Genomic DNA, 25,308 nt, shown 5'->3' with positions numbered 1-25,308 from the left:
CCGGCGCCTCCCGGCCTCAGGCCGCGGACAGGGAAGCGACGTGATCGGCGATGGCCCCGGCGGTGGTGAGCCAGATGTCGTCCCGGTGCCGGGCGATGTGCTCCAGGGCCGTGCGCAGGGGCTTGAGACGATGGGGCTGGCCGACGATGTAGGGATGGAGCGCGATGCCCATGACCAGGGGCGCGGTCCGGGACTGCTCGAGCATCGCGTCGAAACCGTCGACGATGGCTTCGGCGAACTGGCGCCCGGTGTCCTTGCGGGCGACGATGGCCGGGATGTCGTTCAGTTCCTGCGGGTACGGCACCGATAGGATGCGCCCGCCCCCGCGCGTCGCGAACCAGACCGGCTGGTCGTCGTGTGCCCAGTCGAGGAGGTAGCGGTAGCCGGCCTCTGCCAGGAGATCGGGCGTGACCGGCGACTGCGAGATCCACGGGCCGAGCCAGCCGGCGGGCGGCCTGCCCTCGTGCCGGGCCAGGGTCCGCGTGGCCTCCGCGATGAGGGCCCGCTCGGCCGCCTCGTCCAGGGTGCCCTGGCGCTCGGCATTGGTGCGGCCGTGGCCGACGATCTCGTCGCCGCGCGCCCGGAACGCCTCGATGAGGCCGGGGCAATCGTCGTAGAGCCGGCTGTTGACCAGCACGCTCGCCGGCAGGGCGAGCGCGTGGAACAGGGCCTTCATCCGCCACGCGCCGACGCGGTTGCCCCAGTCGCGCCAGGCGTAGTTGAGCACGTCCGGCTGCGGCCCGCCGGGGGCGAGCTCGGCCCCGAGTCCCGATCCGAAGTCGAAGGTCTCGAGGTTGAGGGCGACGTAGACGGCCAGGCGCTTGCCCCCGGGCCAATCGTAGACCGGCCGATCGGGCAGGGCGCTGTAGCCGTAGCGGCCGTGGCCTGTCGGTGTGTCCATACCTGATGCCCTCGAATTCGACGGGATGTCGCGCCCGGCCGAGATAGGCCGCTTCGGGCCGCGGTTCCACGGCGATCAGGCCCGCCACTCGGGAAGCGCGTCCGGCGTCGCTTCGAGCCAGCCTGGGACCGGCAGGCCGCGCTCGCGCAGGAACGCGATGTTGAACAGCTTCGAGGCGTAGCGGGCGGCCCCGTCGCACAGGATCGTCACGATGGTGTGGCCCGGCCCCAGTTCGCGCGCGAGCCGTACCGCTCCCGCGACGTTGATCCCCGACGAGCCGCCGAGGCTGAGGCCCTCGTCGCGCATGAGGCCGAAGACGTGGTCGAGGGCCTCGGCGTCGGGAATGCGATAGGAATGGTCGGGCCGGAAGCCTTCGAGGTTGCGCGTCACCCGGCCCTGGCCGATGCCTTCGGTGATCGACGAGCCCTCGGCCTTGAGCGCCCCGTCCGTGTAGTAGGCGTGGAGCGCCGAGCCGTCGGGATCGGCCAGGGCGATCCGCACGCCGGGCTTCAGGGCGCGCAGAGCTTCCGCCGTCCCGGCCAGCGTCCCCCCGGTGCCCGCCGCGCAGACGAAGCCGTCGACGGCGCCTCCCGTGCCGGCGAAGATCTCCGGGCCGGTGGTCTCCACATGGGCCCGCCGGTTGGCGACGTTGTCGAACTGGTCGGCGAAGAAGGCGCCCGCCGGCTCCGTGGCACTGAGCGCCGCGGCGAGGCGGCGCGCGGCGTGGACGTAGTTGTTCGGATTGGAAAACGGCACCGCCGGCACCTCGACGAGGCGGGCGCCGGCCAGCCGCAGGGTCTGCTTCTTCTCGGCCGACTGGGTCTCCGGGATGACGATGACCGTGCGGTAGCCGCGCACGGCGGCGACGAGGGCGAGGCCGATGCCGGTGTTGCCGGCGGTGCCCTCGACGATGGTGCCGCCGGGCCGGATCAGGCCGCGCGCCTCCGCGTCCCGCACGATGGACAGGGCGGCGCGGTCCTTCACCGACAGGCCGGGATTCAGGAACTCGGCCTTGCCCAGGATGGTGCAGCCGGTCTCGTCCGAGGCGCGCGCCAGCCGGACGAGCGGCGTGCCGCCGATGGCGGACAGGATATCGTCGTGGGGCGTCATTCGGGGCGTCAGCCGTGTTGTCGTTGCGGATGCGAGGCGGCGCCCTCAGGCCGGTCCATCCCGTAGGAGGGCCGAGTGTGCGCCGCCCTCGCCGAGGTAGGCAACCATCATTTCGGCCACCGCCCGTTCGGCGTAGGCGGCGAGGCTCTCGCCGTTCCAGACCGGAAAGGCGTCCACCAGGGTGCGCCCGGCCAGGATCTGCCGGATCTCGTCGGGCATCAGCCCATCCTCAATGGCGGCGAAGTATCCGGCCCGCGCATAGGCCCGGCGCCGCCGCGGTCCCGCGCCCTCGGAGCGGTGGGACGCGCCGGTTCGCTCGAGGCGTCCGAAGTCCAGGATGCGCGTGCGCGCCTCGCGATCAGGATAGTCGCTTCCCATGGCCGACGGGCCTCCCTGTCGAGTTCTCCGAATCCGAGTCCGCACCGGCCGGGCCCGGGCATGGGACGGGTGATCTCGTGGAAGCGGGAATGAACATCGTCACGATACGGGACCCTCACGACCGAAACGGCACCGGCCTTTTCGATACGGCGATCCTAGTCAGTCGGATTGAGGATGTGCTTCCAAAGATCGCCGCCGCCGGGGTGCGATCGTCGCCCGGACACGCTCAGCGTGAAAGTTCGTGGGCGCAGGCGGACGAGGCGGCAGGTCTGCGGGGCGCCGCGATCCGTTCGAACAGGAGCATGGGGCCCGGGTACCGATCTCGGCGACGGGCTGCACGATGACCGTGAGGCCCGGAGCGACGGGGCCGGTCCAGGGCTCGTTGTCGACGTCGGCGAGGGCGACGCCGGTGGGCCTGCGCAGGCCTTGCCCGCGCGGCGCAGGGCAGGAGCGCCCGCTCACCCCTCGGCCGCATCCTCCTTGTGCGGGCGGAGTTCCGGGACGCCGTGGTCGATGGCGGCTTCGGCGGGGGCCGAGCGGCTCTCCACGCGGGTGCTGTCCACGAAGATGCGGGCGTCGCCCTCCTTCAGGCCGAGGCTGCGCAGGGCGTAGAGGGTCATGCCGAAGGCGAGCTCTCGCTCGGCCATGAGGACGAGGCCGACGCCCTGCTCCTCGAAGTAGCGCCGCTCCGTGTCGCTGTGGGTCCGCACCAGGGTGTCGATCCCCGGGCTCATCTCGCGGGCGAGCTCGACGAGGCGGCGGGCCGTGTGCGGCTCCGGCGTCGCGATGACGATGATCCGTGCCGCCTCGATATCGGCGGCGTGCAGGATGCCGGGTGCCGTGGCGTCGCCGAACACCGCCTCGATGCCGTCCTTGCGCAGGTCCAGCACCCGGCGCCGGTCGCGGTCGATGACGATGTAGGGCAGGTCCCAGGCGGCGAAGGCCTTGCCGATGGTGCTGCCGACGCGGCCGTAGCCGACGACGATGGCGTGGCCGCGCTTCGGGATTGCCTCCATCTTGGCGGCGAGGGCGTCCACGCCCCGCCGTTCGAAGCGGGCGGCGAGGGTCGGGCGGGCGGCCACCGACCGCCCGATCCAATCCGTGAGGGCGAAGAACAGCGGGTTGAGGGTGATGGACAGGATCGCGCCGCCGAGGATCAGGTCGCGCCCCTCCGTCGGCAGGAGCTTCAGCGACAGGCCGAGGCTGACGAGGATGAACGAGAACTCGCCGATCTGGGCCAGACTCGCCGCGATGGTGAGCGCCGTCCCGAGGGGATGCCGGAACGCCAGCACGATGGCCACCGCCGCCACTGACTTGCCGATGAGGATCACGCCCAGCACGGCCAGCACCGAGAGCGGCTCGCGGATGAGGATGCCGGGATCGAACAGCATGCCCACGGAGACGAAGAACAGGACCGCGAACGCGTCCTGCAGGGGCAGGGAATCGGCGGCCGCCTGATGGCTGAGGTCGGATTCGGCCAGCACCATGCCGGCGAAGAAGGCGCCCAACGCGAACGAGACGCCGAACAGCTCCGCCGAGCCGAAGGCGATGCCGAGCGCCAGCGCCAGGACCGCGAGGGTGAACAGCTCGCGCGAACCCGTGCGGGCCGCCTGATCGAGGAGCCAGGGCACGACGCGGCGCCCGCCGACCAACATCACCACGGCGAAGACCGCGACCTTGGCGAGGGTCAGCACGAGGGTGAGCCAGATGTTGCCGTCACCGGCATGGTGCGCCACGCCGTCCCCGACGCCGCCGAGCGAGGGAGCCAGGGCCGGCAGCAGCACCAGGGCCAGCACCATGGCGAGGTCCTCGACGATGAGCCAGCCCACGGCGATGCGGCCCTTGTCGCTGTCGAGCAGCCGCCGTTCCTCCAGGGCGCGCAGCAGCACCACGGTGCTCGCCACCGACAGGGCGAGGCCGAAGACGAGGCCGGCGCCGACGCCCCAGCCCCAGGCCCAGGCGAGGCCGCCGCCCATGGCGGTGGCCGCCGCGATCTGCACGATGGCCCCCGGCAGGGCGATGGTGCGCACCGCCATCAGGTCCTTGATGGAGAAGTGCAGGCCGACGCCGAACATCAGCAGGATTACGCCGATTTCGGCGAGCTGGCCGGCGAGCTGGCCGTTGCCGACGAAGCCCGGCGTGTAGGGGCCGACGAGGACGCCCGCCATGAGGTAGCCGACGAGGGGCGGCAGGCGCAGGCGCTGCGCCGCCATCCCGCAGATGAAGGCGAGCACGAGGCCTAGGGCGATGATGGCGATCAGCTCGGTCGCGTGCGGCACGGGGGAGGGCTCTCCTGTCGATGGGATCGGGCTGCCGGTCGCATCCCTGGCGTTCTGCTGCGCCTGCTGATGCGCCGGGTGTTATTGCCCCTTGGCGCGTGTCGCCCCCAGGGGCAAGCGCTGTTCCAGGCTCCTACGGGCACGGCGTGGGGAAATCCGGCGGAACCCTCGGGGGGACCTTGGGCGTGCAGGCCATGAAACTGCATCTTGAATTCACGTTCGCGTGAAACTTCCGTGACTTCGACGCTGTTGTCGAGGGGGAACGTGCCGACGTCTGGTCGGTGCCCGGAAGGACACTGGCATGGCCGAGCGCGACGACGTCCAAAGCTCCCTCGATGCGGCGTCGACCGGCCCGACAATGATCTGGACCCTGGCCCTGGCGACGGCCCTCGTCGGCCTCGTGGTGCTGCCGCGCCGGGGCGCTTCGCAGGGGCCGACACAGGGGGCGGCGACGTCACGCGCAAGCGGTTCGGCCCTGCCGGGCGACCCGACTCGCGAGCCGTCGCCCTCCCACGCGGGCGGCGACGCCAGGGCGGTCGCCCGAGCCGAGCCGGAGCGCGGCCGGCAGGCGGCGAAACCCTCCGAGATCCCCGCCAAGGGCTGGAAGGATATCGGCCTGCGGGTGTTCCACGACATCTCAGAGAACGCCATCGTGTCGGTGGCGGCGGGCGTGACCTTCTACGTGCTGCTCGCGATCTTCCCGGCGGTGGCGGCCCTGGTCTCCTGCTACGGCCTGTTCGCCGATGTCGCCACCATCAACGACCATCTCCAGAATCTCCAGGGCATCATGCCGTCGGGCGCCCTCGAGATCGTCGGCGATCAGGTCAAGCGCATCGCCGAGAAGGGCGACACCACCCTCGGCCTCACCTTCTTCACCGGCATCGCCCTGTCGCTGTGGAGCGCCAACGGCGGCATGAAGGCGGTGTTTGCCGCCCTCAACGTCGTCTACGAGGAACGCGAGACCCGCAACTTCGTCTGGCTCAACCTGCGCTCGCTGGCCTTCACCGCCGGCGCCCTGCTGTTTGTGGTCCTGGCTCTGGTGGGAATCGTCGTCGTCCCGGCGGTGATCGGCATCGTCGGCCTGAGCACCGAGGCTTGGTACATCGCCCTCCTGCGCTGGCCGGTACTGCTCCTCGCGGTGCTGGGCGGCCTCGCTCTACTCTACCGTTACGGCCCGAGCCGGGACGCGCCGCGCTGGCGCTGGGTGACCTGGGGCAGCGCCATCGCCGGCATCGCCTGGCTCGCGACCTCGCTTGGGTTCTCGTGGTACGTCGCCAATTTCGGCAAGTACAACGAGACCTACGGGTCCCTCGGCGCCGCCATCGGCTTCATGACCTGGATCTGGATCTCCACCACCATCGTGCTGGTCGGCGCCGAGATCAACGCCGAGATGGAGCACCAGACCGAGGTCGACACCACCCGCGGCCCCGAACAGCCGTTGGGCACCCGCGACGCCCGGATGGCCGACACGGTGGGGGCGGCGGGCTGAGGGCCTTCAGCGACCGTGGGCGTTCTGATACGGTCCGCCCATGGAACGCGAGGCCGCCATCGAGATTTTGCGCGCCCACGAGGGTGCGTTGCGGGCGCGTGGAATCCGGCATGCCGCCTTGTTCGGCTCGACGGCGCGGGGCGAGGCGCATGCGGACAGCGACGTCGACATCGTGATCGACCTCGACGAGGCCCTGAAGCTCGATGTCTACGCCTATGTCGGCCTCTGCCACTTCATCGCGGACCTGTTTCCCGTGTCGGTCGATGTCGCCAATCGCAAAACTCTGAAGGACCGGGTCAGGACACGGATCGAGCGCGATGCCATCCCTGTCTTCTGACCGCGAATACGACGCGTGTGAGGATATCGTCACCAACGCCGAGGCGGCCCTGCGCTTCACCGCCGGCCTGACGTTCGCGGCCTTCGAGGCCGATCTGCTGACGCAGTATGCCGTGGTTCGCTGCCTCGAGATCATCTCGGAGGCGAGCCGGCGGCTTACGGCCGAGACCAAGGCGCGCCACCCCGACATCCCCTGGCGCGACATCGCGCATGCCGGAAACCCCTATCGACATGCCTATCATCGGGTGTCCCTGGACATCGTCTGGAAGACCGTCCACGACCAGTTGAACCCGATCACCGCGGTCTGCCGCGTTGAACTGAGCCGACCGCAGGCCCCGTGAGCGCGGCCGCCCCGAGCCCCTCTTTGCGAGACCCCGCCGCGCGATGACGATGCCCGCTTCCGCTCCCGTCGGCCCCGGCGATCAGATCATCCTCGTCGATGGCTCGTCGTTCATCTTCCGCGCGTACTTCCAGTCGATCAACCAGGACCAGAAGTACAACACCCGCCCCTCGGACGGCCTGCCCACGGGGGCCGTGCGGCTGTTCTGCACCAAGATCGCCCAGTTCGTGCAGGAGGGGGCGGCGGGCGTGATGCCGACGCATCTGGCCATCGTGTTCGACAAGTCCGAGGGCTCGTTCCGCAAGGAGCTCTACCCCGACTACAAGGGCCACCGGCCGGACGCGCCCGACGACCTCAAGCGCCAGATGCCGCTCATGCGCGATGCCGTGCGCGCCTTCGGCCTCCAGCCCATCGAGCTCATCCGCTACGAGGCCGACGACCTCATCGCCACCTATTCGCGCCAGGCCGAGGCGCGGGGCGCCGGGGTCATCATCGTCTCGTCCGACAAGGACCTGATGCAGCTCGTCGGCCCCCTGGTGCGGTTCTACGACTTCGAATCCGGCACCAAGGGCAAGGCCGGCCACCGGCCCGAGCGCAACCTCGACCGCGACGCCATCATCGCCAAGTGGGAGGGGCTGACCCCCGAGCAGATCGGCGACGCCCTGGCCCTCATCGGCGACACCTCCGACAACGTGCCGGGCGTCCCCGGCATCGGCCTGAAGACGGCGGCGGCGCTGATCAAGGAATACGGCAGCCTCGACGCCCTCCTGGACCGGGCCGGCGAGATCAAGCAGCCCAAGCGCCGCGAGACCCTGCTCGCCAGCATCGATCAGGCCCGGCTCTCGCGGCGTCTCGTGGCGCTCGAAGAGAACGTGCCGGTGCCCGTGCCCCTCGACGATCTGCGCCTGCCGAAGCCCGATCCGCAAAAACTCGTCGGCTTCCTCAAGGCCATGGAGTTCAACACCCTGACGCGGCGCATCGCCGCGATGCTGCACGTCGACCCCGAGGCGGTGCAGCCCGATCCAGCCCTGCTGCCCCAGCGTGCCGAGGCCGAGGACGCGCCGTTCGCGGCGCAAGCCCTCGGCGATCCCGTGCCGCTGCCGCCCGGAGACGGGCAAGAGGTCGATCCCTTCGCCGAGTTCGGCTTGCCCGACGCCGCGCCGAAAGCCCGCCGGTCGTCCGAGGCGACGCCCGCCGACCTCGTGGCGGCCCGCGCCGCCGAGTCCGTCAAGCCGTTCGATACGGCGGCCTACGAGACCATCGGCCTCGTCGAGCAACTCGACGCCTGGATCGCCGAGGCCGAGGAGGCGGGCGTGGTCGCCGTCGATACGGAGACCGACGCCCTCGACGCCATCAATTCCAACCTCGTCGGCATCTCGCTCTGCGTCGCGCCGGGGCGCGCGGCCTACATCCCCCTGCGCCACCTCGACCCCGTGCAGGCGACGGAGGGCGACCTGTTCGGCGACGCCAAGGCGGCGTCGGACGTGTTCCAGCCGGCCGCCGGCCAGATCGACGCGAAGGTGGTGATCGCCCGCCTGAAGCCGCTCCTCGAGAATCCGGGCGTGCTCAAGGTCGGCCAGAACCTGAAATACGATCTCGCCGTGCTGACCCGCTACGGCATCGACGTGGCGCCGTTCGACGACACCATGCTGATCTCCTACGTGCTCGATGCCGGCAAGGGCGGCCACGGCATGGACGAACTCGCCCGCCGCCATCTCGGCCATCAGCCCATCACCTTCGCGGACGTGGCCGGGACGGGCAAGGCCAAGACCACCTTCGACCGGGTGCCCCTGGACCGGGCCACGGCCTACGCGGCCGAGGACGCCGACGTCACCCTGCGCCTGTGGCGGATGATGAAGCCGCGCCTCGTCGCCGAGAAGCGCGTCACCGTCTACGAGACCCTGGAGCGCCCCCTGGTGGCGGTGGTCGCCCGCATGGAAGCGCAGGGCATCCGCGTCGACCGGAACATGCTGAGCCGCCTGTCCGGCGACTTTTCGCAAATTTTGGTGCGCCTGGAGGAGGAGATTCAGGAGGATGCCGGCGAGAAATTCCAGGTGTCGTCCCCGAAGCAGATCGGCGACATCCTGTTCGGCAAGATGGGCCTGCCCGGCGCCAAGAAGACGCCGTCCGGCCAGTGGGCGACGCCCGCGACCCTGTTGGAGGAACTCGCTCAGGCCGGCCACGAACTGCCGAAGAAGATCCTGGAGTGGCGCCAGCTCGCCAAGCTGAAATCCACCTACACGGATTCGCTGCAGCAGCACGCCGACCGCGAAACCGACCGGGTCCACACCTCGTTCTCGCTCGCCGCCACCACCACGGGCCGGCTGTCCTCCTCGGACCCGAACCTGCAGAACATCCCGATCCGCACGGAAGAGGGCCGGCGCATCCGCCGCGCCTTCGTGGCGGCCGAGGGCAACCGCCTGATCTCGGCGGATTACAGCCAGATCGAACTCCGGCTGCTCGCCCACATCGCCGACATCCCGCAGCTGCGCCAGGCCTTCGCGGACGGCGTCGACATCCACGCGGCCACCGCCAGCGCCATGTTCGGCGTGCCCCTGACGGAGATGACGCCGGACCTGCGGCGCCGCGCCAAGACCATCAACTTCGGCATCATCTACGGCATCTCGGCCTTCGGGCTGGCCGACCGCCTCGGCATCGGCCGCGAGGAGGCGGGCGCCTTCATCAAACAGTACTTCGAGCGCTTTCCCGGCATCCGCGCCTATATCGACGACACCAAACGCCTGTGCCGCGACCTCGGCTACGTCACCACCCTGTTCGGCCGGGTGTGCCACTACCCCCAGATCCGCTCCAACAACCCCAACGAGCGGGCGAGCGTCGAGCGCCAGGCCATCAACGCCCCGATCCAGGGCTCGGCCGCCGACATCATCCGCCGGGCGATGATCCGCATGGAGGACGCCCTGAAGGCGGAAAAGCTCAACGTGCGCATGCTGCTGCAGGTGCACGACGAGCTCGTGTTCGAGGCGCCGGAGGACGAGGTCGCCAAAGCCCTGCCGGTGATTTCGCGGATCATGGTCGAGGCGCCGGCGCCGGCTTTGACGCTGCGGGTGCCGCTGGTGGTGGAGGCGCGGGCGGCGTTGAATTGGGAGGAGGCGCACTGAGCCGTCGCAAACGACCGTCGAATTTCCGGTTGGCGCCGATCGGGAAGCGTGTTCCGTGACGGGTCACTACCAGAGGGGGGCAGAGGGCCTGTGGCCGAGCGTGCCGTGCGCGTTGCACATCTGCATTGGCGCGTGATGGAGCGTGCCCGCGCAAGGTAAAGCTTGGTGCGCTGCAGCACAGCCATGCACCCCCTGCGGGAACACCCCCGTTAAGAACGCGTTGCCGGCGGACGACACGTTCCATCACCACAAGCGCCATCAAGGCGCGTGAGGACATTTTCCGCCATGATCAACACCAAGCTTCTCGCCACCCTCGGCTTCTCCGTGGCCGCCCTCGCGACCCCGGCGCTGGCCCAGGAGCCCCTGTCGTTCCGCGTGGCGCCGCAATACGACGGCAACTCCGTCGAGGCCCGCGACACCTCGGCTTTCCGCTCCGCCGCCCTGAAGTCCGACGCCGTCAGCATCGAGTCGAGCCGCATCGCCCTGGAGCGCTCGCGCAACCCGAACGTGCGCAACTACGCCAAGAACGTGCTGGTCGAGCGTGAGGCCACCACCAAGGCCTTGCTGCCCGAGGGCACCTCGCTCACCGCCGGCGGCACCGTCGTCTCCGACAGCCAGCCCTTCGAGACCCGCTTCGACAACCCCGTCGGCGTCGTGCTCGCCCCGGTGACCATCTCGGCCGGCATCGCCCAGAAGATCGTCGGCGGCGTCCTCGGCGGCGTCGGCCTCGTCGACAACAGCCCCGGTGAGCCCGGCCGCCGCGTCGCCATCGGCCCCGAGGGTCAGGCCCGCATCGACAGCCTCAAGAACGCCCGCAGCGCCCGCGAGTTCGACCGCACCTACGCCCGCCAGCAGGCCCGCTCGGATGCCCGGACCCTCGGCCTTTACGAGGCCTATTCGCGCAACGGCGACAGCGCCCAGGGTCGCGAGTTCGCCAACCAGGCACTGCCCTACATCGCCAACCAGCACGGCCACTCGGCCGTCCTCGCCGACCGCATCGGCGGCTGATCCGCACGCCATCGCCTGACGGAAGGGCCGCCCCGATGGGGCGGCCCTTTCTCGTTTTAGATGGCCGCGGCGGGGTCGCCGCCGAGGGGATTGCCCTCGTCCTCGTTGCGGGTGTCGCTCCGCCGGCGCGACCCGCGATCGAGGAGCGAACGGCCGAGGGCCCGGAACGGTGCGGTGAGGCGGCGGGCATCGTCGGCGCGCTCCATGAAGCGCTCGCCGTTGCGGATCTCCTTGTCGAGCTTCGCCATGGTGCGGGCCAGCGCCGGGTCTTCGTCGTCGAGCCAGACCTCGACGGTGCGGGCGAAGGCGACGACCACGCCCTGGAGCTTGAGGCGCCCGAGGGGCCCCTCGGTGTTGATGCCGGCCGCCGCCAGCATGAAGCGGTGGGAGTTGAGGGCGACCCCGTTGAGGGCCAGGAGCGAGAGCGGATCGCCGCGCAGGGCATAGGAGATGCGCCGCAGGGCATCCTTGTAGGGGGTCATCGCGTCGAGGCGGCGCATGAGCACGTCGAACAGGCGCTCGCGGGTCGGCTCCTCGGCGAGATCCGTCGCGTCGCCGTCCAGCACCGTGCGGTCGATGATCCGGGCGAGGCCGCCCAGGACCGCGCCCTTCGACGGAAACAGGTCGCGGAATTCGGCGAGGCTCAGGCCGGCCTCCCGGGCGATGTCGCCGACCTCGATGTCGTTCCAGGGCTGCTCGGCGGCGAGCCGCATCAGCGCCTCGACGGCGGCCTCGCGGGGCGAGGGTTTCGGCGTCGCCACCGCGACGTCCGTTCCGGTCGAAGGGCTCGCGGAAGGCTTGTTGGCAGAGGGCATGGGGCGGTCCTTGGGGTACGATCCTCGTCGGTGTCGCCACCCATGTAGGGTGAAGCCGCCGAGGTCGTTAGGGCCACCCTACCCGGACAATTCGCCCGCCCGGTGCCGGCCCGCCGCCACGGCCTCGCGCAGGAGGTCGGGCAGGCCGCCGTCGCGCATGAGCACCGCGAGCGCCGCGGCGGTGGTGCCGCCGGGGGAGGTCACGTCCCGGCGCAGGAGTCCCGCGTCGCGGTCCGTGGCGTCGAGGAGGGCGCCCGAGCCCGAGACCGTGGCGCGGGCCAGCCGCGCCGCCATGGCGGCGGGAAGCCCGGCGGCGATGCCGGCCTGCGCCATCGCTTCGGCCAGGAGGAACACGTAGGCCGGGCCGGACCCGGACACGGCTGTGAGCGCGTCGATGAGGCCCTCGTCTTCGAGCCATTCCACGAGGCCGACGCTGGCCAGCAGCGCGTCGGCCTGGTCGCACCGGGCGGCATCCACCCCCGCGCTCGCCACGGCGCCGGTGGCGCCCCGGCCGATGCTGGCGGGAAGGTTCGGCATGGCGCGGACGATGGCCCGCGCCCGGGGCAGGCGGGTGCGCAGATCCGCGATGGTCTTGCCGGCGAGGATCGACACCACGAGGGTGTCCGCCCCGGCGAGCCCCGCCAGCATCGGCGCGGCGGCGTCGAGGCCCTGCGGCTTCATCGCCAGCACGAGGGCGTCGGACGCGGGCGGAGCGGCCGGGTTGAGGGCGAGGCCGCAGGCCGCGCACAGGGCCTCGATCTCGGGCGAGGGCTGGGGGTCGAGGATCGTGGTGCGGGCCGGATCGAGGCCGCCGGCGAGCCAGCCGGAGAGCATCGCGCCCCCCATCTTGCCGGCGCCGACGAGGGTGAGGGAGGCGGGAAGCCGGCTCACGCCTCGCCTTCGGTCTCGAACAGGACGGCGTCGAGGGATTCGCGCGCCGACTTGCCGGCCCAGATCACGAACTGGAACGCCTGATAGTAGCGCTCGCAGGCGTCCACGGCCGATTTCAGCATCATGGTGCACTGGTTCTGCGTCGGCGTGGACCCACCCGTCAGCAGGAGCGAGTGGCGGAACATCACCACGCTGTCCGTCGACCACAGGTCGAAATGCCCGACCCAGAGCTGCTCGTTGATGAGCGACACCAGCCGGAGCACCTCCGTGCGGCGGCGCTCGGGCACCTTGAGGTCGAAGGCGCAGGCCACGTGCAGGGCCTCCACGTCCTCGATCCAGGTGAAGGCGACGTGGTAATCGGCCCAGCGCCCGGCGACGGACACCGACATCTCGTCGGTCTCGGCCCGGTCGAAGATCCAGTCGCGCAGCGACGCGAGGCGCTCGACGATGTCGAGGGGGTGCTCGTGCCGGTCGTGATCTTCGATGTGGAGTTGGGTCATGGCGGTCCAGTTTGGCGATCCGGCACGGATCGTCGGCGTGTTGTGAAGAGCGGCCCGGTGCCCCGGCATCCCCTCATCCTTCGCATCGGCCAAACCATTGGCATCATCCAAGCTCATCCGCTCGGGCGATACGTTCGGCCTCAGTCGAGGTCGGGACGGGGTGGTTCGGGGCAGCGGCGAATCAGGTCATGGCTCACTATAGACCGCGCCGGACTCGCGTTTCAAAGCGCTCCGGAAACCCGGTGAACAGGAAAGCGACCGTCCACCGTTCCTTCCTGTGCACAAGCGCGGTCGCCGGAAAGAGACCTTGGACCGCGCTCGTCTCGGGTATCGCGTCAGATCGCTTCCGTGACGCCCGCGGCCGGTTCGGGCCCGAGCTTGGCCTCGAGGGCGGCCACGCGGTGGGCCAGGGCGTCGTTCTGGCTGCGCAGGGCGGCGACCATGTCGCGCAGGACGTCGAGTTCCTCGCGCGAGGCGATGTCCATGTCGCGGATCAGGCGTTCGAACTGCGCCTTGACCACCGTTTCGGCCTCGCGGCGCACCCCCTGCGCGGCGCCGGCGGCGTCGGTCATCAGGCGGGCGAAATCGTCGAACAGGCGGTTGCTGCCGGGGCGATCTGAGCCTGGCCGGTCGGAGCTTTGCATCGGTCGTCTCCCGGGGGAATCGGCCGCCCTCCGCGTCCATGAGGGGCACGGAACCGGCGGCCGTTCCCAGCGACATAAGAATCGGCGCGGGTTCCGGCAATCCGTTCCGACTCCCGCCGGACGGTTATTGCCAAACCCGTCCGACGCCGCGTCCGAAACAGCCGGTTACAAATCGGCCGGCGCACCCCCCTTCGCCCCGCCCGCGCGAGGCTGCATAACCGGGGGGCGGACGGTCCCGCGTCCCTACCTTCTGTCGAACCCTACGACCCGCGTCATGACCCAGCCCGCGACCCCTCACATCCTCGTGGTCGAGGACGACCGCGAGATCAGCGCCCTCGTGGCGCGGTATCTCCGGGCCAATGCGTGCCGCGTCACCGTGGCGGGCGACGGGACCGCCATGGACCAAGCCCTCAACGACGCCCGCGTCGATCTCGTGGTCCTCGACCTGATGCTGCCCGGCGAGGACGGCCTCAGCCTGTGCCGCCGCCTGCGGACCACGTCGAACGTGCCGATCCTGATGCTCACCGCCAAGGCCGAGGAGATCGACCGGATCATCGGCCTCGAGATCGGCGCCGACGACTACCTCGGCAAGCCGTTCAACCCGCGCGAACTCCTGGCCCGCATCCGCGCCATCCTGCGGCGGGGGTCGGCCGGGGAGGGCGAGGACGAGGGCGGCGTGCGCCGCCTGCACTTCCTCGACTGGACCCTGGACGTCTCCCTGCGCCAGCTCGTCAGCCCCGAGGGCGCGCGCATCGCCGTCACGGGCGCGGAGTTCGACCTCCTCCACGCCCTGTGCCTGCGCCCGGGCCGGGTCCTGTCCCGCGACCAGCTCCTCGACCTGACGCAGGGGCGCGCCGCCGGCCCGTACGAGCGCAGCATCGACGTCCTCGTCAGCCGCATCCGCCAGAAGATCGAGCGCGATCCGCGCAGCCCCGAGATCATCCGCACCATCCGCTCGGGCGGCTACCTGTTCACGCCGGAGGTCGCGCGCACATGAGGGCGTCCGCCAGACTCCGCCTCGCCGCCCTGTGGCCCGGCAGCGTCGCCGGGCAGATCGCCCTGCTCATCGTCGCCGCCATGGTGGTGACCCATGCGGTGGCGACCCTCGCCTTCTTCACCCTGCGCGAGCCGTGGCGCCCCGACGACCATCCGGGCGTCGCCGCCACCCGGATCGCGACCCTGGCGCGCCTCCTCGACGCCACGGCACCCCCGGAGCGCGACGCCCTCCTGCGCGCCGCCGCCCGGACCCTGCCGACCCTGCGGATCGCATCCTGGCCCACCTCGGCGCCGGCCGGCACGGCGAGCGAGGCCCTCGCCGCCCACACCGTGGTGCAGCGCGTGCGCGACGGGTTCGCCCGGTCCCTCGCCATCACCGACCTCGACGCCGCCGACACGCCGCCGGGCATCCGGATCGGGATCGTCACGCCGGAGGGCGCGCGCTTCTCCGCCCTCGTGCCCGACGACGACCGGCCGCCGATCCGGCAGGGGGCCATCGTCGTGACCTTCCTGTTCCTGGCCGTGGTCCTGTCGCTGGTCACCGTGTGGGCGGCCCGGGCCCTGACCCGGCCGCTGGCCCGCCTCGCGCAGGCCGCGGAGGCGTTCGGCACCCGCATGAACGTGGTCGCCCTGCCCGAGGGCGGGCCGCAGGAGGTCATCGCCGTGGCGCAGGCCCTCGACCGCATGCGCGCCCGGGTGCGCCGCCTCGTCGACGACCGCACCCAGATGCTGGCGGCCATCAGCCACGACCTGCGCACGCCCATCACCCGCCTGCGCCTGCGCGCCGAGTTCATCGAGGACGACCACGCCCGGACCATGACCCTGCGCGACCTCGACCAGATGAACGGCCTCGTCGAGGCGGCCCTGTCCTTCGTCCGCGACGGCCAGAGCGGGGAAGAGCGCGCCGTGACCCTCGTCGACGTCGCCTCCCTGGTCCAGACCGTGAGCGACGCCTTCGCGGATGTCGGCGCCGACGTCCGGGTCGCGGCCACCCGGCACGTCCTCGTGCGCGGCCGGCCCGAGGAACTGCAGCGCGCGGTGACGAACCTCGTCGACAATGCGGTGAAGTACGGTGGCGGCGCCCGCCTGCGCATCGTCCAGACCGAGCACGTCGTGGCGGTGGAGGTCGGCGACGACGGCCCCGGCATCCCGGATTCCGAGCGCGAGGCGATGCTGCAGCCGTTCGTGCGCGGCGACCGGGCGCGCAACCTCGACACGGCGAGCGGCTTCGGCCTCGGCCTCTCCATCGTGGTCGCCATCGCGGAGGCCCATGACGGGCGCCTGATCCTGACGAACCGGAGCCCGCGCGGCCTCACCGCCCGCCTCGAACTGCCCCCGGCGGCGGGGGCGGCCCGGTCCGTGCCCGAGCGGATCGCGGCGGAGTAGTTTTTTCGCGTAGGCGAGACGGGCGCCGGGGCGGGCCGGCCGAGGGGCGGGCCGGCCGTGCCCTCAGAACTCCATGTCGAGTTCCTCGATCTCGTCGGGTTCGGCCAGCGCCGCCTCCGTCCATTCCTGCATCAGCGGCCAGGCCAGGATGGTGTCGCGGTAGCGCGCCGTCCTGTCCGAGACCGGCACGTCGTAGGTCACGAACCGGGTGCAGACCGGGGCCAGCATCGCGTCGGCGAGACTCGGCGCGTCGCCGAACAGGTAGGGACCGTCGTAGCGCGACACGCACTCGTCCACGATGGTGACGATGCGGTCGATGTCGCCGCGCGCGCCGTTGAAGATCTTGAAGTGGGTGTGGCGGGCCTTGAGATTCATCGGCAGGGCCGAGCGCAGGTTGATGAAGCCGCCGTGCATCTCGCCCGCGATGGAGCGGCAATGGGCGCGGGCCACGGCGTCCTTCGGCAGGAACCCGGCCTCGGGCCGGATCTCGTTGAGGTATTGGGCGATGGCGAGCGTATCCCACACGATGATCTCGCCGTGGCACAGGCGCGGGACGAGGAAGGACGGCGAGAGATGGAGCAGTTCCGCTCGGGTCGACGCGTCGTTGCCCGAAAGCAGCTCCGTCTCGAAGTCGAGGCCCGCCATCCGGCAGACGAGCCAGCCGCGGAGGGACCACGACGAATAGTTGCGACTCGAAATGGTGAGTGTCGCCGCTGGCATGGGTGTCCCCCGATGTCTCTGGTCGGCCGTGCGCGAAGCGGACGGACCGAAGCTGGTGGCGATCCAAGACTCGTGCCGAACCGCGCGGACGGCAAGCCCGTTCGGGGCCGGGTACGCGGATAACCCTGAGCGGGGTGGTGGCGCGACACCCGGCGCGGTACGGACGCGCAACCCCCGCACAACCCGGGATGCGGTATCCTGCGCCCATGCGGTGTTCGGCCGATCGGGGGCGCGCGGGCCGGGTCGGTTCGGAGCTGGGGACGGCGAGTGATGCAGGCGTACAACAATCCCGTGGGATCGCTCGCCGGGCCCGTTGCGTTGCCGACTCACGTAGACCAGCCTAGCGCCCCATCGGTGGCGGGCCTTTTGCCTGGTCCGTCCCCTGCGGACGTTCCGCGATCCGGTCGTTCGCGTAGGAGTTCGGGCTTCATGCTGTATCGTGCCTTCGATGCCCAGACGGATCTGGCCGAGCAGACCCGTGCCTGGGGCCGGCTCGTCCACGACGCGGTCTCGCCCTGGACCGCCGCCGGATACCGCGAGCCGATGAACTGGTGGTCGGCGGGGGCGCGCATGATGATGCGCGCCGGCCTGACCTTCACCCGGCCCGCCTACGGCATCGATTCCATCACCGTGGGCAACCGCGAGGTGGCGGTGACCGAGGAAGCGGTGTTCGCCACGCCGTTCGGCACGCTCCTGCGCTTCCGCAAGGACATCGACACGCCCCAGCCGCCGGTGCTCGTGGTGGCGCCCCTGTCGGGCCACTTCGCCACCCTCCTGCGAGGCACTGTGCGGACGCTTCTGGCCGACCACGACGTCTACATCACCGACTGGCACAACGCCCGCGACGTGCCCCTCGAGGCCGGTGCCTTCGGCTTCGACGACTACGTCGACCACCTCGTGCAGTTCCTCGGCGCCATCGGGGAGGGCGCCCACCTCGTCGCCGTGTGCCAGCCGGCCGTGCAGGCGCTCGCCGCCGCCGCCGTCATGGCCCAGTCGAAGGACGTGGCCGCTCCCCGCAGCATGACCCTCATGGCCGGTCCGGTCGATTGCCGCGTCAGCCCGACCTCCGTGAACCACCTCGCCACCTCGAAGCCCATCGCGTGGTTCGAGAAGAACCTCATCGCCACGGTGCCCCAGCGCCACAAGGGCGCCGGCCGGCGGGTCTATCCCGGCTTCATGCAGGTCTCGGCCTTCGTCTCCATGAACGCCAAGCGCCACATGCAGGGCCATGCCGACCTGTTCTGGCATCTCGCCAACGGCGAGACCGAGAAGGCGCAGCAGATCGAGACCTTCTACGACGAGTACTTCGCCGTCCTCGATCTGGCGGCGGAGTTCTACATCGAGACGGTCAAGACCGTGTTCCAGGATTACACGCTCGCCAAGAACGAGCTCACCTATCGTGGCAATCCCATCGACATGCGCTCGATCCGGCGCACGGCGCTGATGACCGTCGAGGGCGAGCGCGACGACATCTGCGCCGTCGGCCAGACCATGGCGGCCCACGATCTGTGTACGGGCCTCGCCCCGCACATGAAGAGCCATCACCTCCAGGCGGGCGTGGGCCATTACGGCGTGTTCTCGGGCCGGAAGTGGGAGAGCCAGACCTACCCGCTCGTGCGCAACTTCATTCAGTCGCACGCCTGACACGCGGGCGTCGGAATCGCATTGCGGCGGTTGGAACTCGCCGAGCCTTCGTGTATGAGCCTGACCCAAGTGCAGTTTCTGCGCCGATTCGAGGCCGTCCGACCGACGTCCCGCCCGGGAGAGAATTCCGGGTCCGGGACATTTGTCGGTTTCATCCTCCTTCCAGGACCGCGATTGGCCCCGGGATCGGCGCCGTTCAACAAACCTATGTCTCAGAGGATCTAGACCGTTGCAGGTACTCGTTCGCGACAACAACGTCGATCAGGCTCTCCGCGTCCTCAAGAAGAAGATGCAGCGTGAGGGCATCTTCCGCGAGATGAAGCAGCGCAAGGCTTACGAGAAGCCGTCCGTGCGCAAGGCGCGCGAGAAGGCCGAGGCCGTCCGCCGCGCCCGCAAGCAGGCGCGCAAGACCGCCATCCGCGAGGGCCTGATCGCCGCTCCGAAGCCCAAGCCCCGTTTCGGCGCCGGTGCGCCCCGTCGTCCGGGCGGTTCGCCGTTCGCTCCGACCGCCCCGACCGTGCTGCCCCCCGTCGGCGGCGCCGCCTGAATTTTTGTACGGGTCGCTCTTCGGAGCGACCCCGGCAACGAAAAAGCCCGGCTGCATCGCGGCCGGGCTTTTTCGTTGTGACTGATCGATCGATCAGGCCGCGCGGGCGGCCACGGTGGCGTGCTCGGCCTGGACCAGCACGTCGAGGGCGCGCCAGGGCTTCTGCATGTAGACGGCCCGGCTCGGGATGCGGCCGGCGCCCCTGGCGTCGCCGCCCGAGGTGAGCACGACCCGCACGTCCGGCCAGCGCCGGCCCACCGCCGTGGCGAGGTCGATCCCGTCCATGCCCGCACCGAGGCGCACGTCGGCGAACAGCAGGGCGACGTGTCCGCCGGACCGTTCCAGCACGGAGATGGCCGCCTCGGCACTGTCGCAGGCGATCACGTCGAGGTCGGTTTCCTCGAGGACCGCCGTGGCGAGGTCGCGGATTGCGGCGTCGTCCTCCACCACGAGGGCGATCGGGCAGTCCGGCAGGGGCTGGGCCATGAAGTCTCCTTTGCGGGTGGTGCGGGCGTTCCAAAGGGCGCAAGAAGGTCTCGCCAACCCTCGATCATGATTCTCGCCGGGTGATGCTGCTCTGCCACGCCGCGTTGGGCAAGAGTCCGGACGTGTCAGAATCGCAAGTGCCGATCCGGCTATGCGGTTCCTGCAGCCGCCTCATCCTGATCTCGCCATGGTGCCGGTGCAGACCGGTGTTCGCACGCCGGGGGCACCCGATCTTCTGCGGTGCGTCTCTTGCATGACATCCGATGCACGGGGCGCACGCTCGACGGTGACGTTAACGATCCGTTCACCGTGATCGCCCGAAAGTCGGGGCTTCGAAGCTGAGACGGCAGGCGCGCGAGGCGGGGTCGCGCACCGGCGGATGGGAGGCCCCCGCCCGAGATCCACAGGAGGTGTCTGCCTGCATGTGCCGTTTTCTCGCCTATTCCGGTGATCCCGTCTTCCTGACCGACCTCGTCTGCGCGCCGACGCATTCCCTGGTCCACCAGTCGCTCCACGCGACGGAGGCGAAGACCGAGACCAACGGCGACGGTTTCGGCATCGGCTGGTACGGCGAGCGGGCCGAGCCCGGCCTCTATCGCGACGTCTGCCCGGCCTGGTCCGACGAGAACCTCGTCAACCTGTGCCAGCAAGTGCGGGCGCGGATGTTCTTCGCCCATGTCCGCGCCTCGACGGGCACGGCGACGACGCGGGCGAACTGCCACCCCTTCGCCCATGGCCGGCACCTGTTCATGCACAACGGCCAGATCGGCGGCTATCACAAGATCAAGCGCCGCCTCGAAGCCCTGATCCCCGACGACCTCTACGACGTCCGGCGCGGCACCACGGATTCCGAGGCGATCTTCCTCCTCGCCCTGGCCGACGGGCTGGCCGAGGACCCCGTCGGCGCCATGGCCCGGACGCTGTCCACCGTGCGCGACCTCATGCGGGCGGCCGAGGCGGACGAGCCCCTGCGCTTCACCGCCGTGGTCACCGACGGCGAGACCCTGACGGCCTATCGCTGGGCCTGCGACGGACGCCCGCCGAGCCTGTACTACCGCCAGACCGAGACCGGCCTCGTGGTGGTCTCCGAGCCCATCGACGGCTGCCGCGACGGCTGGAACGTGGTGCCGAAGGGCGGAACCCTTCAGGCGACGCGCGGCGGCAGCGTGGTCCTGCGCGGCCCCGATCAGGCCGTGGCGGAGCGCATGGCGGCCTGAGCGACCGGGCGACGCCATCGCGCGGGTTGCGGGCGGGGCGCGAAGGGCGGACAACCCGCGCAGTTCCAACTGCGCGGGAGCCGACGATGACCTATCCGAACGTGAGCCTGCACATCGCGGGGGCCTGGACCGGGGGCGCCGGCGGCGACACCCTGCCGGTCCTGAACCCGGCCACCGGCGAGAGCCTCGGCACCTGTGCGGTCGCCGCCCGGTCCGACCTCGACCGTGCGCTGGAGGCCGCCGAGCGGGGCTTTTCCGCCTGGCGCCAGGTCTCGGCGTTCGAGCGCGGCAGGACCATGCGCCGGGCCGCCGACCTCCTGCGCCAGCGCGCCGACGCCATCGCCCGCATCATGACCCTCGAACAGGGCAAGCCGCTCGCCGAGGCGCGGATGGAGACCCTGGCCGCGGCCGACGTCATCGACTGGTTCGCCGAGGAAGGCCGCCGCGCCTACGGCCGCATCATCCCGGCCCGCGCCGACGGCGTCGTCCAGATGGTCCTGCGCCAGCCCGTCGGGCCCGTGGCGGCGTTCACCCCGTGGAACTTCCCCATCAACCAGGCCGTGCGCAAGGTCTCGGCCGCCCTCTGCACCGGCTGCTCGGTGATCCTTAAGGGGCCCGAGGACACGCCGGCGAGCTGCGCCGAACTCGTGCGCGCCTTCCTCGATGCCGGGGTGCCGGGCGACGTGCTCTCCCTCGTCTACGGCGACCCGGCGACCATCTCCGGCTATCTCATCCCGCACCCGGTCATCGCCAAGATCTCGTTCACGGGCTCGACCCCCGTGGGTAAGGAGCTCGCGGCGCTCGCCGGCCGCCACATGAAGCGGGCGACCATGGAGCTCGGCGGCCACGCCCCGGCCCTCGTCTTCGCCGATGCCGACATCGAGACCGCAGTGGCCGTGCTCGGTGCCAACAAGTTCCGCAACGCCGGCCAGGTCTGCGTCGCGCCGACCCGCTTCCTCGTCCACGACTCCGTCTACGAGCGTTTTCGCGATGGCTTCGTGGCTTTCAGCGAGGCGCGCGTGGTCGGCGACGGCCTCGATCCGGAGACCACCATGGGGCCGCTCATCCATGCGCGGCGCCTGGAAGCGATGGAATCCCTCTGTGCCGACGCCGTCGCCAAGGGGGCGGAACTGCGCACCGGGGGCCACCGCATCGGCAACCGCGGCAACTTCTTCGCCCCCACCGTCCTGTGCGACGTGCCGGTGGAGGCCCGCATCATGAACGAGGAGCCGTTCGGGCCCGTCGCCCTGATCCAGCGGTTCTCCGACGACGAGGCGGCCTACGCCGAGGCCAACCGCCTGCCCTACGGGCTCGCGGCCTATGCCTACACCCGCTCCGTGACCCGGGCGACGGAGGTCGCCGCGCGGGTGCACAGCGGCATGATCGGCATCAACCATCACGGACTGGCCCTGCCGGAAACGCCGTTCGGCGGCGTCGGCGATTCCGGCCACGGCAGCGAGGGCGGTTCGGAGGCCATCGAGGCCTACCTCACCACCAAGTTCGTGAGCCAGGCGAGCGTCGGGGCGTAGCGCGCGGAGACCCCATCGCGACCGCTCCATCCGGGGCGGTCGCGATGGGGGATCAATCCTTGGCCGCCGCGGCCTTCGTCGCCGGAGCCGGCGGCTTCGCGGCGGGCTTGGCCGCCTTCTCGTCGACGGCGGCGACGGTGCCGGGCTTCCCCTTCGCCGGCTGGGTCGTCGCCGCGTGGATCTGCCCGGAATGGGCGACCTTCGCGGGCGCCTTGGGGGTGAGCTTGGTCGGCACGGGATCGGCGGCGACGGCGGGCGGGATCGTCGCCGCGTCGGCGGCCGGCGTCGCCGGGGCGGGGCCGTTGCTGAACAGGTTGCCGAGCAGCTTCTTGTAGGCGGCCGGATCGCCGTCTGCGTCGGCCACCATCACGCGGGCGGGTTTCTGCGGAGTCGCGGCCGGCTCGGCCAAGGGTTGAACCACGGGCTCGACCTTCGCCATCAGGGTGGTGCGGGCGGGGGCGCCCTTCCTGCCGGCCTGAGCGGCGGCGGCCTTGGTCGGGATCGGCGCGTCGGCGGCGGCGAGCATGACCGGGCGGCCCTTGGCGTCGACCTCGACCTCGCGGGCGGCCGCGATGGTTTCGGGGCGGCTGACCTCGCCGAGGTGGTGGCGGGCGTAGTCCTTGGGATCGTAGGGCTGCTCCGGCTCCTCGGACTTCACCAGATTGGCGAACGCCAGGGTGCTGCTCGGTGCCTGCGGGCGGAACACCGGGTTCTGGCTGCCGTCCTCGTAGACCACGCGGGTCGCCGGCGTGCCCTTGGCGACGAGCTCGGCGATCTCGCGGTTGTCGCGGTCGCGCTTCTCGGCGACCTGCGGTTCCACGCGGGGCGTGCAGGAGCCGGCCGCCGCATCCGACCCGCCGAACACGTAGCGCGTGCCGCACAGGCCCACCTTCGGCTCCTCGCGCAGGGCCTCGAAATAGTCCGAGCCCTCCTTGAGGTTCTTCCAGAACGGCGCGTTGGGGTCGTTGCGGAACTTCGCGACGTTGGAGGCCGTCATTCGAAACGGATAGGACTGGAACTGGAACGCCCGCTGGCCGCCGGCGAAGGAATCGCGCGCGAGGGCGTAGATCTCGCCCATGGATTCGTCGGTCATGGCAAAGCAGCCTGCCGACGAGCAGGTGCCGTGGACCATGATGTAGTTGCCCGAGCGGTTGTTGGCCCGGTCGTAGGCGTTGGGGTACCCGGTGTCGAACGAGAGGTAGTACGAAGAGTTCGGGTTCATCTGCCCCGGCGTCACCGTGTAGAAGCCCTCGGGGGCCTGACGGTCGCCCTGCTTGGTCTTGGGGCCGAGCTGACCCGACCAGCGGCAGATCGGGAACGTCTTCAGGAGGGCGTATTGGCCACCTGCGCCGCGCTTCCACACCTCCATCTCCGCTTCCTTCTTGTAGGCGCGGATGAGGATGGGGTCGTTCTGGGCCATGCCCTTCTGGGTCATGAGCGCGAGGGTCTTTTGCGGCACGGGTGCGAGGGCCCGCAGGGGAACGCCGCCGCCCGTCGATCCGTCCTGGCAGGCGCCAAGGGAGATCGTGAGCGCGGCGAGGCCGGCGATCACGTACGGGCGCAACGCCGACGGGCGCACAGCCATGGGGAACCCCGTTCTCAAAAGATACGCCTCCGCGGGATTTGTCCCGTCGAACGCCACTCCCCAACCCAATAGCTCCGTTAAACTTACCCCCTTCTTACCGCAAGGCGACGGGATCGGCGGCGGGGGATGCCTGTGAATCGCGGGCATGGTTCGGGCGCAGCGTGGAACCCGGGCGCCCGGCCCGCCGAGGCCATCGCGAAACCGCTGATCCGAAAGGGCTTTTCGCCGGGTCCGCGGCCACGGGCCTGGACCACCGCATGTGCGATCCGGCACAGTCCGCCCGGACAAACCTTAAAAGGTTCCTGCACCCGACCTGCGACAAAGCGTCCTGCCGGGTCATCGGGGCGGGGATCGTCAGAGTTTGCGGCCGATCTCCAGGAATTTCGCGGCGCGGCGGTCGCGGATGTCGTCGGGCGACAGGCCGTCGAACTCGGCCAGGGCCGCGGCGAGGGCCTGTCCGGCGGCGGCGGTGGCGGCGGCACGGCCGCGATGGGCGCCCCCCGTGGCCTCGGGCACGATGGTGTCGATGATGCCGAGCCGCAGGAGGTCCTGCGCGGTGATCTTCATGGCGGTGGCGGCGTCCGCCGCCCGGCCCTGGTCGCGCCATAGGATCGAGGCGGCGCCCTCGGGGGAGATCACCCCGTAGATGGCATGCTCCATCATCAGCACGCGGTTGGCGGTGGCGAGCGCGATGGCGCCGCCCGAGCCGCCCTCGCCGATGACGAGCGCCACGTTGGGCACGCCGAGGGACAGGCAGGCCTCCGTGGAGCGGGCGATGGCCTCGGCCTGGCCGCGCTCCTCTGCCTCGATGCCCGGGAACGCCCCGGCGGTGTCGATGAAGGCGAGGACGGGGAGGCCGAAGCGGTCGGCCATCTCCATCAGGCGCACGGCCTTGCGGTAGCCCTCGGGCTTGGCCATCCCGAAATTGTGGCGCAGGCGCGTCTCGGTGGAATGGCCCTTCTCCTGGCCGATGACGCAGACGGCCCGTCCCCGGAACCGGCCGAACCCGGCGACGATGGCGGCGTCCTCGCCGAAGGTGCGGTCGCCGGCCAGCGGCGTGAACTCGGTGACGAGGTCGGCGCAGTAATCGACGAAGTGCGGCCGCTGCGGGTGGCGGGCCACCTGGGTCTTCTGCCACGGGGTCAGGGACGCGTAGATGTCCGACAGGGCGGCCGCCGCCTTGGCTTCCAGGCGCCCGACCTCCTCGCTGATGGACACGGCACCGTCGCGGGCGCCCACGGCCTTGAGTTCCTCGACCTTCGCCTCGAGTTCGGCGACGGGCTTCTCGAAGTCCAGGTAGGAGCGCATCACCGTCATCGGTCTCAAGATCCATCGAGATCGCGCGCGGCGGGATTTCCACCCGGTGCGCAGCGGGGCGAGGTGTTGGC

General features: G+C 70.7%; 23 protein-coding genes. 11 read left to right on the top strand and 12 right to left on the bottom strand.

Annotation, left to right across the window (positions count from 1 at the left end; translation table 11 throughout):
- Positions 1-16: 16 nt before the first annotated feature.
- From FV218_RS01070 to ybaL, 4 genes are all read right to left on the bottom strand, one after another.
- Positions 17-901 (bottom strand): polysaccharide deacetylase family protein, encoded by an 885-nt coding sequence (locus FV218_RS01070; protein WP_147708382.1) that lies wholly within the window; start codon positions 899-901, stop codon positions 17-19.
- Between the two features lie 75 nt (positions 902-976).
- A complete protein-coding gene (locus FV218_RS01065) occupies positions 977-2,011 on the bottom strand; it encodes a cysteine synthase A (RefSeq protein ID WP_147708381.1) in 1,035 nt (344 codons plus the stop codon).
- A 45-nt stretch (positions 2,012-2,056) separates the two neighbouring features.
- Positions 2,057-2,389, bottom strand: a complete 333-nt coding sequence (locus tag FV218_RS22585; RefSeq protein WP_187272927.1) for a hypothetical protein — start codon at positions 2,387-2,389, stop codon at positions 2,057-2,059.
- 458 nt (positions 2,390-2,847) lie between these two features.
- Complete coding sequence (ybaL, locus tag FV218_RS01055; protein WP_056088658.1) at positions 2,848-4,668, bottom strand: YbaL family putative K(+) efflux transporter; 1,821 nt, start codon at positions 4,666-4,668, stop codon at positions 2,848-2,850.
- 301 nt (positions 4,669-4,969) lie between these two features.
- Between ybaL and FV218_RS01050 the strand changes: the two genes are divergently transcribed.
- The 5 genes from FV218_RS01050 to FV218_RS01030 all read left to right on the top strand — a co-directional run bounded on the left by FV218_RS01050 (position 4,970) and on the right by FV218_RS01030 (position 10,960).
- Positions 4,970-6,157 (top strand): YihY/virulence factor BrkB family protein, encoded by a 1,188-nt coding sequence (locus tag FV218_RS01050; protein ID WP_246684934.1) that lies wholly within the window; start codon positions 4,970-4,972, stop codon positions 6,155-6,157.
- Positions 6,158-6,197: 40 nt separating this feature from the next.
- Positions 6,198-6,494, top strand: coding sequence for a nucleotidyltransferase domain-containing protein (locus FV218_RS01045; protein ID WP_056088651.1), 297 nt, complete (start codon positions 6,198-6,200; stop codon positions 6,492-6,494).
- Positions 6,475-6,834 carry a HepT-like ribonuclease domain-containing protein gene (locus FV218_RS01040; protein WP_147708380.1) on the top strand — a complete coding sequence of 120 codons (360 nt, stop codon included), beginning with the start codon at positions 6,475-6,477 and terminating at the stop codon, positions 6,832-6,834. Before FV218_RS01045 ends, FV218_RS01040 begins: the two co-directional genes overlap by 20 nt.
- 49 nt (positions 6,835-6,883) lie before the next feature.
- Positions 6,884-9,952: a DNA polymerase I gene (gene polA, locus FV218_RS01035; RefSeq protein ID WP_187272931.1), complete on the top strand. Its 3,069-nt coding sequence runs from the start codon at positions 6,884-6,886 to the stop codon at positions 9,950-9,952.
- Positions 9,953-10,237: 285 nt separating this feature from the next.
- Positions 10,238-10,960, top strand: a complete 723-nt coding sequence (locus FV218_RS01030; protein ID WP_147708378.1) for a DUF4142 domain-containing protein — start codon at positions 10,238-10,240, stop codon at positions 10,958-10,960.
- A 56-nt stretch (positions 10,961-11,016) separates the two neighbouring features.
- Here FV218_RS01030 and FV218_RS01025 read toward each other — a convergent pair whose 3' ends face one another.
- From FV218_RS01025 to FV218_RS01010, 4 genes are all read right to left on the bottom strand, one after another.
- Positions 11,017-11,775 carry a TetR/AcrR family transcriptional regulator gene (locus tag FV218_RS01025; protein WP_246684933.1) on the bottom strand — a complete coding sequence of 253 codons (759 nt, stop codon included), beginning with the start codon at positions 11,773-11,775 and terminating at the stop codon, positions 11,017-11,019.
- A gap of 78 nt (positions 11,776-11,853) precedes the next feature.
- Positions 11,854-12,666: a pyrroline-5-carboxylate reductase gene (proC, locus tag FV218_RS01020; RefSeq protein WP_281407786.1), complete on the bottom strand. Its 813-nt coding sequence runs from the start codon at positions 12,664-12,666 to the stop codon at positions 11,854-11,856.
- Positions 12,663-13,166: a YbjN domain-containing protein gene (locus tag FV218_RS01015; RefSeq protein ID WP_056088634.1), complete on the bottom strand. Its 504-nt coding sequence runs from the start codon at positions 13,164-13,166 to the stop codon at positions 12,663-12,665. Before FV218_RS01015 ends, proC begins: the two co-directional genes overlap by 4 nt.
- Before the next feature lie 335 nt (positions 13,167-13,501).
- On the bottom strand, positions 13,502-13,810 hold the full coding sequence (locus tag FV218_RS01010) for an accessory factor UbiK family protein (RefSeq protein ID WP_056088631.1): 309 nt from the start codon (positions 13,808-13,810) through the stop codon (positions 13,502-13,504).
- Between the two features lie 274 nt (positions 13,811-14,084).
- Between FV218_RS01010 and FV218_RS01005 the strand changes: the two genes are divergently transcribed.
- A complete protein-coding gene (locus FV218_RS01005) occupies positions 14,085-14,807 on the top strand; it encodes a response regulator (RefSeq protein ID WP_056088629.1) in 723 nt (240 codons plus the stop codon).
- Entirely contained in the window at positions 14,804-16,192 is a 1,389-nt protein-coding gene (locus tag FV218_RS01000; RefSeq protein WP_056088626.1) for an ATP-binding protein, read from the top strand. Before FV218_RS01005 ends, FV218_RS01000 begins: the two co-directional genes overlap by 4 nt.
- Before the next feature lie 63 nt (positions 16,193-16,255).
- Here the strand turns inward: FV218_RS01000 and FV218_RS00995 are convergent, their stop codons facing one another.
- Positions 16,256-16,912 carry a glutathione S-transferase family protein gene (locus FV218_RS00995; protein WP_147708377.1) on the bottom strand — a complete coding sequence of 219 codons (657 nt, stop codon included), beginning with the start codon at positions 16,910-16,912 and terminating at the stop codon, positions 16,256-16,258.
- A gap of 429 nt (positions 16,913-17,341) precedes the next feature.
- Between FV218_RS00995 and phaZ the strand changes: the two genes are divergently transcribed.
- Together phaZ and rpsU are read left to right on the top strand one after the other, a co-directional pair.
- Positions 17,342-18,556, top strand: coding sequence for a polyhydroxyalkanoate depolymerase (phaZ, locus tag FV218_RS00990; protein ID WP_056088621.1), 1,215 nt, complete (start codon positions 17,342-17,344; stop codon positions 18,554-18,556).
- A gap of 229 nt (positions 18,557-18,785) precedes the next feature.
- Positions 18,786-19,103 carry a 30S ribosomal protein S21 gene (gene rpsU, locus FV218_RS00985; RefSeq protein WP_056088618.1) on the top strand — a complete coding sequence of 106 codons (318 nt, stop codon included), beginning with the start codon at positions 18,786-18,788 and terminating at the stop codon, positions 19,101-19,103.
- Between the two features lie 93 nt (positions 19,104-19,196).
- On the opposite strand, the gene FV218_RS00980 is transcribed toward rpsU, so the two are convergent.
- Positions 19,197-19,589, bottom strand: coding sequence for a response regulator (locus tag FV218_RS00980; RefSeq protein WP_147708376.1), 393 nt, complete (start codon positions 19,587-19,589; stop codon positions 19,197-19,199).
- Between the two features lie 422 nt (positions 19,590-20,011).
- Between FV218_RS00980 and FV218_RS00975 the strand changes: the two genes are divergently transcribed.
- Complete coding sequence (locus FV218_RS00975) at positions 20,012-20,806, top strand: class II glutamine amidotransferase (RefSeq protein WP_056088613.1); 795 nt, start codon at positions 20,012-20,014, stop codon at positions 20,804-20,806.
- 86 nt (positions 20,807-20,892) lie between these two features.
- On the top strand, positions 20,893-22,335 hold the full coding sequence (locus FV218_RS00970) for an NAD-dependent succinate-semialdehyde dehydrogenase (RefSeq protein ID WP_147708375.1): 1,443 nt from the start codon (positions 20,893-20,895) through the stop codon (positions 22,333-22,335).
- A gap of 52 nt (positions 22,336-22,387) precedes the next feature.
- Here FV218_RS00970 and FV218_RS00965 read toward each other — a convergent pair whose 3' ends face one another.
- Positions 22,388-23,920: a L,D-transpeptidase family protein gene (locus FV218_RS00965; RefSeq protein ID WP_147708374.1), complete on the bottom strand. Its 1,533-nt coding sequence runs from the start codon at positions 23,918-23,920 to the stop codon at positions 22,388-22,390.
- A 354-nt stretch (positions 23,921-24,274) separates the two neighbouring features.
- Positions 24,275-25,228, bottom strand: coding sequence for an acetyl-CoA carboxylase carboxyltransferase subunit alpha (locus tag FV218_RS00960; RefSeq protein WP_187272926.1), 954 nt, complete (start codon positions 25,226-25,228; stop codon positions 24,275-24,277).
- Positions 25,229-25,308: the final 80 nt, after the last annotated feature.

It is taken from the genome of Methylobacterium sp. WL69 (assembly GCF_008039485.1).
Classification (GTDB): Bacteria; Pseudomonadota; Alphaproteobacteria; order Rhizobiales; family Beijerinckiaceae; genus Methylobacterium.
The sequence above is the reverse complement of the archived record's forward strand: the minus strand, read 5'-3'. Positions and strand labels throughout refer to the sequence as shown.